This window comes from Bradyrhizobium sp. 63_E2_N1_3, assembly GCF_052076005.1.
Lineage (GTDB): Bacteria > Pseudomonadota > Alphaproteobacteria > Rhizobiales > Xanthobacteraceae > Bradyrhizobium > Bradyrhizobium barranii.
On sequence record NZ_CP197235.1, the window covers coordinates 7,255,138 to 7,269,136 of the forward strand.

General features: G+C 64.6%; 12 protein-coding genes and 1 pseudogene. 8 read left to right on the forward strand and 5 right to left on the reverse strand.

What is annotated here, in order from left to right; translation table 11 throughout:
• Nucleotides 1-49: 49 nt before the first annotated feature.
• Both AB7531_RS34460 and AB7531_RS34465 read left to right on the forward strand, forming a co-directional pair.
• Nucleotides 50-2,437, forward strand: a complete 2,388-nt coding sequence (locus AB7531_RS34460; protein ID WP_063985119.1) for a phosphoketolase family protein — start codon at nt 50-52, stop codon at nt 2,435-2,437.
• Between the two features lie 4 nt (nt 2,438-2,441).
• Complete coding sequence (locus tag AB7531_RS34465; protein WP_063985120.1) at nt 2,442-3,623, forward strand: acetate/propionate family kinase; 1,182 nt, start codon at nt 2,442-2,444, stop codon at nt 3,621-3,623.
• Between the two features lie 179 nt (nt 3,624-3,802).
• Here the strand turns inward: AB7531_RS34465 and AB7531_RS34470 are convergent, their stop codons facing one another.
• Together AB7531_RS34470 and AB7531_RS34475 are read right to left on the reverse strand one after the other, a co-directional pair.
• Nucleotides 3,803-4,186: a hypothetical protein gene (locus AB7531_RS34470; RefSeq protein WP_084795278.1), complete on the reverse strand. Its 384-nt coding sequence runs from the start codon at nt 4,184-4,186 to the stop codon at nt 3,803-3,805.
• A 176-nt stretch (nt 4,187-4,362) separates the two neighbouring features.
• Complete coding sequence (locus tag AB7531_RS34475; protein WP_085402542.1) at nt 4,363-5,202, reverse strand: RMD1 family protein; 840 nt, start codon at nt 5,200-5,202, stop codon at nt 4,363-4,365.
• 335 nt (nt 5,203-5,537) lie between these two features.
• On the opposite strand from AB7531_RS34475, the gene AB7531_RS34480 reads away from it, so the two are divergent.
• Both AB7531_RS34480 and AB7531_RS34485 read left to right on the forward strand, forming a co-directional pair.
• Entirely contained in the window at nt 5,538-6,113 is a 576-nt protein-coding gene (locus tag AB7531_RS34480; RefSeq protein WP_231144353.1) for a glycosyl transferase, read from the forward strand.
• Between the two features lie 66 nt (nt 6,114-6,179).
• Complete coding sequence (locus AB7531_RS34485) at nt 6,180-7,157, forward strand: bifunctional helix-turn-helix transcriptional regulator/GNAT family N-acetyltransferase (RefSeq protein WP_063985122.1); 978 nt, start codon at nt 6,180-6,182, stop codon at nt 7,155-7,157.
• Between the two features lie 359 nt (nt 7,158-7,516).
• Here AB7531_RS34485 and moaB read toward each other — a convergent pair whose 3' ends face one another.
• Complete coding sequence (gene moaB / locus AB7531_RS34490) at nt 7,517-8,080, reverse strand: molybdenum cofactor biosynthesis protein B (RefSeq protein ID WP_063985123.1); 564 nt, start codon at nt 8,078-8,080, stop codon at nt 7,517-7,519.
• A 163-nt stretch (nt 8,081-8,243) separates the two neighbouring features.
• Nucleotides 8,244-9,179 carry a KPN_02809 family neutral zinc metallopeptidase gene (ypfJ, locus tag AB7531_RS34495; protein ID WP_063985124.1) on the reverse strand — a complete coding sequence of 312 codons (936 nt, stop codon included), beginning with the start codon at nt 9,177-9,179 and terminating at the stop codon, nt 8,244-8,246.
• 401 nt (nt 9,180-9,580) lie between these two features.
• Between ypfJ and AB7531_RS34500 the strand changes: the two genes are divergently transcribed.
• Both AB7531_RS34500 and AB7531_RS34505 read left to right on the forward strand, forming a co-directional pair.
• The gene (locus AB7531_RS34500) at nt 9,581-10,711 is read left to right on the forward strand and encodes a site-specific DNA-methyltransferase (protein WP_063985125.1); all 1,131 of its coding nucleotides are present in this window, start codon (nt 9,581-9,583) and stop codon (nt 10,709-10,711) included.
• Between the two features lie 179 nt (nt 10,712-10,890).
• Entirely contained in the window at nt 10,891-11,217 is a 327-nt protein-coding gene (locus AB7531_RS34505; RefSeq protein ID WP_063985126.1) for a hypothetical protein, read from the forward strand.
• Nucleotides 11,218-11,233: 16 nt separating this feature from the next.
• Here AB7531_RS34505 and AB7531_RS34510 read toward each other — a convergent pair whose 3' ends face one another.
• Nucleotides 11,234-12,124 carry an SDR family NAD(P)-dependent oxidoreductase gene (locus tag AB7531_RS34510; RefSeq protein WP_063985127.1) on the reverse strand — a complete coding sequence of 297 codons (891 nt, stop codon included), beginning with the start codon at nt 12,122-12,124 and terminating at the stop codon, nt 11,234-11,236.
• A gap of 103 nt (nt 12,125-12,227) precedes the next feature.
• Here AB7531_RS34510 and AB7531_RS34515 point away from each other — a divergent pair.
• Nucleotides 12,228-13,104, forward strand: a pseudogene (locus AB7531_RS34515) (LysR family transcriptional regulator).
• A gap of 161 nt (nt 13,105-13,265) precedes the next feature.
• A complete protein-coding gene (locus AB7531_RS34520; RefSeq protein WP_063985128.1) occupies nt 13,266-13,952 on the forward strand; it encodes a glutathione S-transferase family protein in 687 nt (228 codons plus the stop codon).
• The last annotated feature ends 47 nt before the right edge of the window (nt 13,953-13,999 follow it).

Sequence of the window (13,999 nt, forward strand, 5' to 3'; positions counted from 1 at the left end):
GCACCGGAACAAAGTTGGTGTCGATCGCTGGGTGAAGGTCAGCAGGAACATGACAAATCAACGACAATCGGCCTCAGGGAGCAGCGAGCTCGATCTGCTCGATCGCTATTGGCGCGCCGCGAACTACCTCTCCGTCGGGCAAATCTATCTGCTCGACAATCCGCTGCTGCGCGAGCCGTTGCGGCCGGAGCACATCAAGCCGCGCTTGCTCGGCCATTGGGGCACGACGCCCGGTTTGAACTTCATTTACGCCCATCTCAACCGCGTCATCCGCGCGCTCGATGTCAACGTGCTCTATATCTGCGGTCCCGGCCATGGCGGCCCGGGCATGGTGGCCAACACCTATCTCGAAGGCAGCTACAGCGAGATCTATCCTGACGTCGCGCGCGATACAGACGGATTGCGAAAACTTTTCAGGCAGTTCTCCTTCCCCGGCGGCATTCCGAGCCACGCGGCGCCGGAAACGCCAGGCTCGATCCACGAAGGCGGCGAACTCGGCTACGCGCTGGTGCATGCCTATGGCGCCGCATTCGACAATCCCGACCTGATCGTCGCCTGCGTCGTCGGCGATGGCGAGGCGGAAACCGGCCCGCTCGCGGCGTCCTGGCACTCGAACAAGTTCCTCAATCCCGCCCATGACGGCGCTGTGCTGCCGATCCTGCACCTCAATGGCTACAAGATCGCGAACCCGACCGTGCTCGGACGGATGCGCGACGCGGAGATCCGCGACCTGTTCCGCGGGTTCGGCCACGAGCCGCTGTTCGTCGAGGGCGACGATCCCGAATTGATGCACCAGGCCATGGCGGATGCGCTCGACGTCGCGCTCGCCAGCATCCGCTCGATCCAGCAGCATGCCCGCGACGGCCGCAAGAGCGTCGAGCGGCCGCGCTGGCCGATGATCGTGCTGCGCAGCCCGAAGGGCTGGACCGGCCCGAAGGAGGTCGACGGCAAGAAGGTCGAGGGCTTTTGGCGCGCGCATCAGGTTCCCGTTGCGAGCTGTCGCGAGAACCCGGCGCATCTGAAAATCCTCGAAGACTGGATGCGCAGCTACGAGCCCGAGAAGCTGTTCGACGGCAGCGGCGCGCTCATTCCCGAGCTCCAGGCGCTGGCGCCCGACGGTAACAGGCGCATGGGCGCCAATCCGCACGCCAATGGCGGCCTGCTGAAGAAGGAGCTGAAGCTGCCGGACTTCCGCAGTTTTGCGTTGGACGTGCCGCAGCCCGGCGGCGTCACCGGCGAAGCAACGCGCGAGCTCGGCAAATTCCTGCGCGACGTCATCCGCCTCAACGCAGAAACGCGCAACTTCCGCATCATGGGTCCGGACGAGACCGCGTCAAACCGGCTCGATGCCGTGTTCGAGGCGACCGAACGGGTCTGGATGGAGCCGACGGAGCCTTACGACGTGCATCTCGCCCAGGACGGCCGGGTGATGGAGGTTTTGAGCGAGCATCTCTGCCAGGGCTGGCTCGAGGGCTATCTGCTCACCGGACGGCACGGCTTGTTCTCCTGCTACGAGGCCTTCATCCACATCGTCGATTCCATGTTCAACCAGCACGCCAAATGGCTGAAGGTGACGCGACATCTGCCCTGGCGGCGACCGATCGCCTCGCTGAACTATCTCCTGACCTCGCATGTCTGGCGGCAGGACCATAACGGATTCAGCCATCAGGATCCCGGCTTCGTCGATCTCGTCGCCAACAAGAAGGCCGACATCGTCCGCATCTACTTCCCGCCCGACGCCAACACGCTGTTGTGGATCGCCGATCACTGCCTGCGCACCTATGACCGCATCAACGTCATCGTCGCCGGCAAGCAGCCGGCGCCGCAATGGCTGTCGATGCAGGACGCCGCCACGCATTGTGATGCCGGCATCGGCATCTGGACCTGGGCCGGCACGGAGGATGCGGATGGCGAGCCCGACGTCGTGATGGCCTGCGCCGGCGACGTGCCGACACTGGAGACGCTCGCCGCCGTCGATCTGCTGCGCAAGGCGCTGCCCGACCTGAAGATCCGCGTCGTCAACGTCGTCGACCTCATGACGCTGCAGCCGAAAGACCAGCACCCGCACGGCCTGTCCGACCGTGACTTCGACAGCCTGTTCACACCAGACAAGCCGGTGATCTTCGCCTATCACGGCTATCCCTATCTCATCCACCGTCTCACCTATAACCGCACCAACCATGCCGGAATGCATGTGCGCGGCTTTGCCGAGGAAGGCACCACGACGACGCCGTTCGACATGGTCGTCCTCAACGGGCTCGACCGCTATCACCTCGCGATCGAGGCGATCGCGCGCGTGCCGGGTCTGGCGACCAAGGCCGCGCAGGTGCAACAGCAGTTCCGCGACAGACTGATCGAACATTCGCACTATGTGCGCGAACACGGCGAGGACATGCCTGAAATTCGCGACTGGGTCTGGCCGGGCAAAGCGGGTTGACGTCATGACGGCGTCGGCCCTCGTGCTCAACTCGGGCTCGTCGAGCATCAAGTTCGGCCTGTTCGACATCGCGGCGGACGAGCCTGCCCTGCTCTGCAAGGGCCTGCTCGACGAGCATGAGGCGAAGCCGCGGCTCGTGGTGAAAAGCCCTGCGGGCGGAGACCTGTTCGAGACGCAGAGGGAAGCATCCGATGCGGACAGCGGTCATCTGTTCGCGGAGGTGCTCGGCTTCATCGAGGAGCGTTTTGCCGACCACCGCCTGCGCGCCGTCGGTCACCGCATCGTTCATGGCGGGCCGGATTATTCGGGCCCGGTTGAGCTGACTGACGACGTCTACGCAAAGCTGGACGCACTGACGCCACTGGCGCCGCTGCACCAGCCGCGGTGCCTTGAACCAGTCCGCACGATCAGGGCAATAAAGCCCGACCTGGCACAGATCGCATGTTTCGACACCGCCTTTCATCACAGCATGGCGCCACCCGCGAGCCGCTTCGCCATCCCGCGGCGCTATGAAGAGCGCGGTATCCGGCGCTACGGCTTTCACGGCCTCTCGTTCGAATATGTCGCGGGGCGCCTCGCGAAAATCGCGCCGCAGTTCGTTGCCAAGCGCACCGTCATCGCGCATCTCGGCAATGGCGCCAGCCTGTGCGCGTTGCGCGATGGCCGCAGCGTCGACACCACGATGGGGCTGACGCCGCTCGATGGCCTCGTGATGGGCACCCGGAGCGGCACGATCGATCCCGGCGTGCTGCTCTATCTGCAACAGCACGAGAGGATGTCGGTCGAGGATGTCCAGCACCTGCTCTATCACGAGTCAGGCCTGCTCGGCGTCTCCGGCATCTCTGCCGACATGCGCACGCTGCTGGCGAGCCGTGAGGCTGCGGCGCGGCAGGCGGTCGAGCTCTTCACCTTCCGTGCGGCGCAGCAGGTCGCGGTGATGGCGACCACGCTGGGCGGGCTGGACTGTCTGGTCTTCACCGGCGGCATCGGCGAGCATGCGAAGGAAATCCGCGCCGCGATTGGTGAGCGGCTTGGGTGGCTCGGCGTACATATTGACGCGGGTGCGAATGACGCGGCACGCGAGCGGATCAGCAGCAGTGGCAGCACCGTCAATGTGTTCGTCATTCCGACGAATGAGGAGCTGACGATCGCTCGGCATTGCGCGGCTGTGCTGCGAGCGAAATGAAAGCCCGGTCGACCGCTGCATCTTTCCCTTCTCCCCCGTGGGAGAATTTCAGCGGACCATGACTTGTCGGGCCATGACTTGTCGCAGCGCTGCTGCGCCACTGTCGAAATGACCATGGTGCGCAAAGCAAACGATTTCGCCAGCGCTTCGAGCACCATGGGCCAACTACGTCGCTCCGCTCAGTACGGAGAGTACCCGCCCGGGCAAACATAGTTTCCGTAAGCGTCATAGCCGCAGCCGCTGCGGTAGTAGGCCCCCGTCGCAGCTGCGCCGATCGCCGCGGCCCCCACTGCCGCCGCACCGACGCCGTAACGATATCCGCGATACCCTGCATAAGCGCCCCGATAGCCGTAACGCCCGCCGCGCACGGCGACAGCACCGCCCCGATATCCACGCGCCGCGACCGCGCCCCCGCGGTAGCCTCCTGCCCGCACGGCACCGCCGTGGAAACCTCCTGCGCGCATGCCGCCGCCGCGACCGCCGCGGGCAGATGCGTCATCGGGAGTGAAGGCGACAAGCAGCATAGCTGCGGCTGCCGAAGCGATGAGAGCTTGACGCAACATCAGCGTACTCCTTCTTCGAGGGAGGAAGCCGCGGACAGCTGCACATCGCGTTGACCGCGGGTCCGATCGAAGTCTCGTGCGCTGGAGCTTCGTGCCTTTGATTTGGATCAACGTTCATCTACATGAACGACGGTTCCCCGCCCGCACAGTGGCGTGCAGGCCGATCTCAGGCCGATCTAATGCGTGCCCGACAGGATCTGGATGCACCCGATCACGACCTCGATCACGATCAGCACCACGACTGCGATTTCCAGACGCAGCGAGCGCTGGGTGTCGATGATGTCGGTCAGCGCGTTGGCGGTTTCCGACACCGCGGTGAGCTTGCGCTCGAGCGTATCGAGGCGCTCCTTCAATTCGTACTCGTCTTCGAGACGGGCATAGAGGCGGTCGAGCTCGGGCTTCTCCCAGAGCACGTCCGGTTTCTCGGCCACCGCGACACGGCCGGCGACGCGCTGCTGGACCAGAAGCGCATTGCCGATCAGTTGCAAGATGCCCTTGCGCCGGGGCGGCGTGCGGCCCTGCTCGGCGAGTCCCCGCGCAAAGGGCTCGATCACGTCGAAGACCGCGGCGACGCGGCGCTCGTCGCGGGCGAGCGAGGTGCTCTTGGCGAGCGCGTCCGCAACGATCAGCAGGCGATCGTCGGAGAATTTGGCGAGGCAGATCGGCCCGCCGGGCTGGATCGCCTCGGCGTTCTCATCCTTGCAGAGCTGCGCCTGTGCGATCTCCTCTTCAAAAGGGCTGAGCTCGCCGGTCACCCGCGGTTTCAGGCTGTCGATCAGCACCTTCTCCTCCGAAGGGAGGAGGCCGATCAGCACCACGACGCCGTAGCGGAAGATCACGACGAGCCCGGCATGGACGCGGAAGGCAGCAGGCGTCGAGGAGACAGGTGCGCCAAGCTCGAGCCCGGACGGATTGATGCGTTCGCCCAGCATCACGGCGCGGATCCGCAGGGTCGGCGCGGCCTCCGGCTTCGGCGATGTTGGCGTGGTGCCAACGGGAAGTTGATCGGCGTTCACTGGACTATCTCACTTTGCGCGGCGAGCGTTGCACGTTTTTCCCGTCGAAAGGTTTGTGTCAGACTGCCGGTGCAGCCTTGCGGAACGTGCCGTCCTCGCCCCGATCATATCGGCAGAGAAAGCCCCCGTTTGAAGCTCACGGAAACGACATTCGCGGAAACATTGGGCAACAGGGCCACCCCGCGCACGACATATTCGGCTGCGATAGACCGGCGGCGATTTACCATCGCATGCCGGAACACCGGCGAAAAGTTGCACTCGGCGACGCCGCGTGTTTATGACACATTCATAACAAGCTACGCTTCTCCCGAAGTGCAGACATCGAAGCCTCAATCATGCTGAGCGTCATCATACCGACCGAAGGCGTCGAGCAGACGGCGGTCGCAACTCTGGCCGCGCTGGTACCCGGTGCCGCTGCGGGCATCATCAAGGAAGTCCTGCTGGTCGATGGCACCCGCAACGGTGTCATCGAGCGCGTTGCCGACGTCGCAGGCTGCCGTTTCATCGGCTTCGAGGGTTCTTCGCAGGGCGCGGCGCTTGCCGCCGGTGCGCTCCAGGCCCGTTCGCCCTGGCTGATGTTCCTCCCGGCCGGCGCCGTGCTGGAGACCGGCTGGATCGAGGAAACCACCCAGTTCATCCAGGCTGTCTCGACCAGCGGCAGGGATCGCGCGGCGGTGTTCCGCTACACACGGTCGCCTTATGCCGATACCGGGTTTCGCGACGTCCTCTGGGCCGTGGTGCGCAAACTGGTCGGCCCCCTCGGCGATCAGGGACTCTTGATCGCGCGCGATCATTACGACCGGATCGGCGGCTACCCGCCCCAGGCCCGCCGTTCCGAGGCGCGGCTGCTCCGGCGGCTCGGCCGCTCGTCCCGGACCATGCTGCGCAGCCGGATCGTCATGGTCGGCTGACGTCACCGATCTAATACTTGCCAAAGTCAAATAATTGTTTGACAATGGCAAGTATCGAGGTGACCCATGCCATCAGCCCTTTCGTCATCCAGCCCTTCGCCATCCGGCCCCGCTTCGACCGAACAGGTCGCCGACGACCAGGTCCAGGCGGTTCGCGCCTTCAACCGCTTCTACACCCAGAAGCTCGGCGTGCTCGACCAGCAGCTCCTGAAGAGCCCGTTCTCGCTGAGCGAGGCGCGCGTGCTCTACGAGCTGGCCCATGGTGGCGAGCAGTCGGCCAAGGAGATCGGCATCGCGCTGGGGCTCGACGCCGGCTATCTCAGCCGCATCGTGCAGAACTTCGATGAAAGCGGCCTGATCGCGCGCAAGCCGCTTCCGAGCGACCGCCGGCAGGTTCAGCTGAGCCTGACTGCGAAGGGCCGCCAGGCGTTCGCCAGGCTCGAACGCTCGTCCCAGGACGACGTCGCCGCGATGCTGCGGCCGCTGCCGGATGAGGAGCGCAGCAAGCTCACCGGTGCGATGGAGACGATCGAGCGGCTGCTCGCCATGCCGCGCACGCCATCCCCGCGGGCGACCCTGCGCGAGCCCCGCCCGGGCGACATGGGCTGGGTGGTGCAGAGCCACGGCGCGCTCTACGCCAGCGAATACGGTTTCGACTCCGGCTTCGAGGCGCTGGTCGCCGAGATCGTCGCCAAATACATGACCTCCTACGATGCCTCGCGCGAGCGCTGCTGGATCGCCGACATCGAGGGCCGGCCGGTCGGCTCGGTATTTCTGGTCAAGGCCAGCGACGACGTTGCCAAGCTGCGCCTGTTGCTGCTCGATCCGGCCGCGCGAGGCCAGGGGCTAGGCCAACGGCTGGTCGCCGAATGCGTCTCCTTTGCCCGCGCCTGCGGCTATCGGCGGATGACGCTGTGGACGCAGAGCAATTTGGTCGCCGCGCGAAAAATCTATCAGGATGCCGGCTTCAAGCTGACCGCCACCGAGCCGCATCGCAGTTTTGGCCAGAACCTCACCGGTGAAACCTGGGAGCGCGATCTCTGATGCGGCGGCACGCGCTCATCACGGGAGAGCTCGTCGATCTCTACAAGCGCCGGGCGCGACGGTTGCACGTGGAGGCGCGCCGGACTATGTGGCGCGTGGTGTGGAGCTCGCTGAGACGGAAGAGCTAGTCGCTGGCGCAGCGGGCGCGATGCGCATGATTGTGCCCTCGCCCCTTGCGGGAGAGGGCAGCGACGCCAGTAGATACGAACTCGCTTGGGTGAGGGGTATGTCTCCGAGCGGTCCGTGCGGATGGAGACCCCTCACCCGTCTCGCCGCTCCGCGGCGAGCCACCCTCTCCCACAAGGGGGAAGGGAAGAGGTCCGCGCCTAGCTCAGCAAAGCAGCGTCAAAGCAACGCACTCACACCGTCGCGCCCTGCGCCTTCGCCCTTCGCAGATGCTCGTCGAGGCGCGGCATGATCTCGACGAAATTGCAGGGACGCGTGCGGTAGTCGAGCTGGGCGGCGAGGATGCCGTCCCAGCCGTCACGACAGGCGCCGGGCGAGCCCGGCAGGCAGAAGATGTAGGTGGCGCCGGCGACGCCGGCGGTGGCGCGGCTCTGGATCGTCGACGTCCCGATCTTGGCGTGGCTCAGCATGTGGAAGGCGATCGAGAAGCCGTCCATGCGCTTCTCGAACAGCGGCTCGATCGCCTCCGGCGTGACGTCGCGCCCGGTAAAACCGGTGCCGCCGGTGGTGACGACGACGTCGACGCCGGCATCAGCAATCCAGCGGCGGACGACGGCGCGGATCGCCTCGACGTCGTCGGTGACGATCTCGCGCGCGGCAAGATGATGGCCCGCCGCGGTGAGGCGGTCGGCCAGCGTCTGGCCGGACTTGTCGTCGGCGAGCGCGCGCGTGTCAGAGACGGTGAGCACCGCGATGTTGAGCGGGATGAATTGTTTTGAGTCGTCGATCGAGGCCATTGGTCCTTCCTCTCGTGTCCCGGACGCGATGCAGCGCGTCAGCGGTGCGTCGCAGAGCCGGGACCCATTTCCGAGGCTTGGGAGACCGGCATTGTGGGCCCCGGCTCTGCAGCGCACCGCTGAAGAAGCGCTGCGCTGCGTCCGGGGCACGATGTCCTGGCGACTACGACCCGCTGCCGAACGTGTTGCAGGCCTGGACGGTGCCTTGCTGGTAGCCGGTCATGAACCACTGCTTGCGTTGCGCCGCCGAGCCGTGCGTGAAGGAATCGGGCACGACGCGTCCCGTCGCCTGGCGTTGCAGCGTGTCGTCACCGATCGCGCTCGCCGTGGTCAACGCGGCGTCGATGTCGCCGGGCTCGAGGAAGTTCGGACGCTTCTTCGACTCGCGATTGACCCAGACGCCGGACAGGCAATCGGCCTGCAATTCGACCTTCACCTGGAGCGCATTGGCCTCGGCCTTGCTGCCGGCCTGCTGCTGCAGCCGCGTCACGCGCGGAATGATGCCGAGCAGGTTCTGGATGTGATGGCCGGCCTCATGCGCGATGATGTAGGCGGTGGTGAAGTTGCAGGCGGACTTGCCGGAGCAGCCGCGGAAGCGCGTCTCGACCTCGCGGAAGAAACTGGTGTCTAGGAAGATGGTACGATCCGGCGGACAGTAGAACGGCCCCATCGCCGACTCTGCCCGGCCGCAGCGGCCGCCATTGGTGACGTTGCGGAACAGCACGACCTTCGGACCGGTGTAGGACTGGCCGCTGGCCTGGAAGATCTCGCTCCAGCGGTCGTCGATCTCGCCGAGGATGCCGGAGATCATGCTGCCCATCTCGTCGGTCGGCGCGCCGCGCTTGGCGGAGGTCGACTGACGATCGGTCTGGTAGGAAGGCGCCTGGCCGCCGCCGGTGAGGATCTCGGCGCCGCCGATCAGGATGCGCGGATCGATGCCGAAGGCATAGCCGACCAGGCCGAGCACGATGATGGTGCCGATGCCCAGACCGCCGCCGCCCATCGGCAGGCCGAACCCGCCTCCGCCGCCGCCCATGCCGCCACCGCCGTCGCGGCGATCCTCAATGTCGTCGCTGCGGCGGAAATCATCATAACGCATGGCGGGTTTCCCTCAGTCCTCAATTGGCGTCATTTGGGCGCAGAAGCGCGAAAGCTCAACGCGCCACACACGTAAAATTTCCAATGCGTTAATCAATATCCCGCTCGGCAATTATTGCCTAGTGCGACAGCATGCCGATGCCAGCAATTTTTTCCGGGGTCGTGCAATTTTTTCCGAGAGAAATTTGGCGACCTGACTGCTCCCGCAACGCGAAGAAATACGAAATACACTGGAAAACACGACGAATGCGCAGAGCGAAACGCGCACAATGCGTGATGCGAGGGCTGCTCACCAAAGCGGCGGGTTAAGTCGATTTTTACTTTGCCGCTCCATTGTAGCGGTCAGTCGGTTGTTTGGTCCCGCGTCGCCGACAGCGTCGCCTGAGTCAGAGTTCTTGAGTCATGGTAGTGTCGCGTCGCGGGGCGTCTGCAAGGGCGCCCCGCACAAATTTTGAGTCCGCTTCGCACAGCATCATCCTCGGTGATTGCGTCGCCGAGATGTCGAAGCTTCAGGCCGGTTCGGTCGACCTCGTGTTCGCCGATCCGCCCTACAATCTCCAGCTCAAGGGCGACCTGAAGCGCCCCGACGAATCCCATGTCGATGCCGTCAACGACGACTGGGACAAGTTCGATTCGTTCTCCGCCTATGACGATTTCACCCGCGCCTGGCTGCTTGCCGCCCGCCGCGCGATGAAGCCGTCGGCGACGATCTGGGTGATCGGCTCCTATCACAACATTTTCCGCGTCGGCGCGATCATGCAGGATCTCGGCTTCTGGCTCCTGAACGACATCGTCTGGCGCAAGTCGAACCCGATGCCGAACTTCCGCGGCCGCCGCTTCACCAACGCGCACGAAACGATGATCTGGGCCGCGCGTGACGAAAAAGCCAAGGGCTACACGTTCAACTACGAGGCGCTGAAGGCGGCGAACGAGGACGTGCAGGCACGGTCCGACTGGCTGATCCCGCTCTGCACCGGCGAGGAGCGCCTCAAGGGCGCCGACGGCAAGAAAGTGCATCCGACGCAGAAGCCGGAAGGCCTGCTCGCGCGCGTGCTGCTGTCGTCGTCGAAGCCCGGCGATCTCGTGATCGATCCCTTCAACGGCACCGGCACCACGGGTGCTGTCGCCAAGCGTCTCGGCCGCTCCTATATCGGCTTCGAGCGCGACAAGACCTATGCCAAGGCGGCGGAAGCCCGCATCGCTGCGATCGAGCCGCTGCCGGAAGAAAGCCTCGCCCCGTTCATGACCGCGCGCGAAGCGCCGCGGGTCGCGTTCTCCGAGCTGATCGAGCGCGGCATGATCATGCCCGGCACAAAGCTGTTCGACGCCAAGAAGAAGCTTGGTGCGCTGGTGCGTGCCGATGGCGCCATCATGCTGGGCGACAAGGTCGGCTCGATCCACCGCATCGGCGCCGTGGCGCAAGGGGCGCAAGCCTGCAACGGCTGGACCTTCTGGCATGTCGAGACCAAGAAGGGTCTCAAGCTGATCGACGAGTTCCGTGCCGAGATCCGTGCGGGGATCGGGGCGGAGTAGTTTTCTCCGCGGTCCCGTAGGGTGGGCAAAGCGAAGCGTGCCCACCACCTTAGAATATGCCGCAAGCGACGCGGTGGGCACGGCGCTTCGCGCCTTTGCCCACCCTACGGCTCCTTGAATGCCGCCACAGCCAGGACTAGATTTCACCGATCAGCCCCGTCCTGACCGGTCCGGCTCCGATGCGACGACAGTCCGAGACTTTGCTGCTGGTGCCGCTGCTGCCGATCTTCCTGCTCGGCATGTTTCCGATGTTCCTGATCGCCCTGCTCGGCTTTTTCGGCCTCGCCATCTTCGGCGTGCTGGTGGTCTGCGTCGGGCTGGCCAGCAGCAACGAGGCCCACGACAATTTCAATCACGACGTCATCGTGCACGGCTACGCGCGCGGATCGGAGCGCAAGGCACGGGCCTCCAGCATGCACGCCGCAACGCGGCTCGCGATGCGGCTGGACGCTGTCGGCGCCGGGATGATCGTCATCGCCATCGTCGGCCTGCTCTATTCCAGTTGAGCGTCGAGGCGCGGCCTCACGGCGCCAGACGAGCGATCAATCGATCGGAGGCATCCATGAGCGCCGTCGCGTAGGATCGCTCCGCAGACGAAGGGCTCGGCAGGATCGCCTCAGCCTTGTTGTTGAACATGACACCGCTGCGGCCGTTGAGATCAGGCGACACCAGGAGCGGCACCAGTCGCTCGGCATAGGCGTCCGGCTCGACCATCATGAAGCTGGTCAGCCAGTTGATCAGCGAGACGAGCGCGCGCGACCCGAGCAGATTGGCGCGAATATCGGTCTTCACGAAGCCGGGATTGAGGCCGAACACATCGACATCGGCAAAGCGCCTGGCGGCCTCGAGGACGAGCACTTCGTTGCCCGCCACGGTGTTCGAGTGGGCTGCGAACCGTTTGTAGCTCCGTTCCGAATTCAGATCGCCGACATCGGCCCTCTGCTCGGTCCCGGGGAATCCCATGACGAAAATCCGAGGCTTGAATGTGGCCGTGGCCCTGTCCCTTCCAAGACGAGAGGCGATCGCGTTCAGGATGACGAAGCGGCTCAGATAGCTGACGGCGAGATCGCGTTCGATGCCTTCCGCCGTCACCTCACGCCTGGGCCCCGCCATGATGCCGGTCGTGAAGACGACGATGTCGAGCGTCTCGGCGGGAAGCTCACGGCCGATCCGCCTGGCTTCCCGCATCAGGCTCAGATCGGCCTGCATGAATGCGATGCCCGGCACGTTCTGATCGCGGAACGTCTGGCCGACGACGAGGACACGCGCCCCCTTGGCCGCCAATTGGCGACTGAACGCCCGGCCGATGCCGCCGGTGCCGCCGATCACCGCCACATTCAATCCAGCGAGCCTGAGGCCTTCGAGCGCCGGCGGATTCACCTTCAGGTTCTTGTCGAGTTCTACGCGTTTCATGGATGGCTCGCCCTGCAATGTCAGCAAAGGGCAGATGGACCTTCCACTCAATGGAATAAATACCGTAAATTGGAACTGATTGATCCATTGATGGAATAATGAAATGGCGTTGCTGAACGATATGGCGCTGTTCGTGGAGGTCGCGAAGGCCCGCAGCTTCCGTCGCGCCGCCAAGACCCTCGACATGCCCAATTCGACGCTGTCGCGCCGGATCGATCTCCTGGAGAAGGAGATCGGGCTTCGCCTGCTGAACCGGACGACCCGCAAGATCGAATTGACCGAAGCCGGCCAGATCTACTTCGAGCGCTGCAAGCGCATCGTGGACGAGGCGCGCCTGGCGCATGAGCAACTGGACGGGATGCTGGCGCAGCCGAGCGGCATGCTCCGCGTCTCGCTGCCGGTGGATTTCGCGAACACCTACCTCGCACCGTTGATCGCCGAATTCGCGCAGCAATATCCCGACATCGATTTCGAATTCGACCTGACGCCGCGACGTGTCGATCTCGTATCGGAGCCATTCGATCTGGCGATCCGCGTCGGAGAATCAGAGCCGTCCCACATGATCGCGCGGCCGCTCGCCCGCATGCCGGGATATCTCTACGCCTCGCCGCGCTATCTCGAGACCAACGGCGAGCCGCATGAACCGGCGGACCTCACCCGTCATCAATGCCTGTGCATGACGAAGGTGAGTGCGTGGACGTTACACAGGGGCACGCAGATGGAGCAGACCGACGTCGGCGGCCGTTTTCGGCTCAACAACGTGGGACTGATCCGCCGCCTCGCAACGCTCGACATGGGCATCGCCTTTCTGCCGCAAGAGATCGTGGCCGACGAAGTGGCGAATGGCCGGCTGCGTCGCATCATGCCGCAATGGCAGGGCTCGCCCGTCACTGTCTACGCAGTCACCCGAGACGCGCCTGCTGCCAGCCAAGACGCAGCGCTTCATCGAATTCCTGCGGGAACGGCTCAGCCGGACTTGAACCGCCATTACGGCGGCGATCGGCCCTTGTTACGCCGGCTGATCTGCGTACCGCGCAGACACCGCCCGGCAAACTCGCCGGTTGCTCTCCCAGGCCATGTTCAGGCACAGAAGGCCGCGACGCTGCATTCATTCTCTAAGAAGGGAATCGGGGAGACAAACATGCTCAAATTCTATTTCAACGGATCGCCGAACCCGACCAAGGTCGCGCTTTATCTCGAAGAGGTCGGCCTGGCCTTCGAGCCGGTCAAGATCGACACCCGCACGGGCGAACAGTTCGCGCCGGACTATCTGAAGATCAATCCGAACGGCAAGGTGCCGGCGATCGATGACAACGGCACCATCGTGTTCGACTCGAACGCCATCCTGCTCTACCTCGCCGAGAAGACCGGCAAGTTCCTCCCCGCCGCCAACGTCCGCGGCGAGACGCTGTCATGGCTGATGTTCATTGCCACCGGCGTCGGGCCGTATTCGGGCCAGGCCGTGCACTTCAAGCATTTTGCGCCCAAGGACCAGAACCACGACTACGCGCACAACCGCTACCAGTACGAGACCGATCGCCACTACAAGATCCTGGACGGTCACCTCAAAGGCCGCAGCTATATGGTCGGCGACAGCTATTCGATCGTCGACATGGCGCTGTGGGGCTGGGCGCGGATGGTGCCGTTCAAGCTCGGCGACGATGCCTTTGCGCGCTACCCGAACGTGAAGCGGCTGGTGGACGAGATCTCGGCGCGGCCGGCGGCGGCGCGTGCGATCGCCCTGAAGGACAAGTTCACCTTCAAGGCCGAGATGGACGACGAGGCGCGCGCCAACATGTTCAAGCACATGACGACGAAGGTCGCCTGATCGCGCGACGCAGCTCTTGGAGGCCACGCGCATGCGCGTGGCCTTTT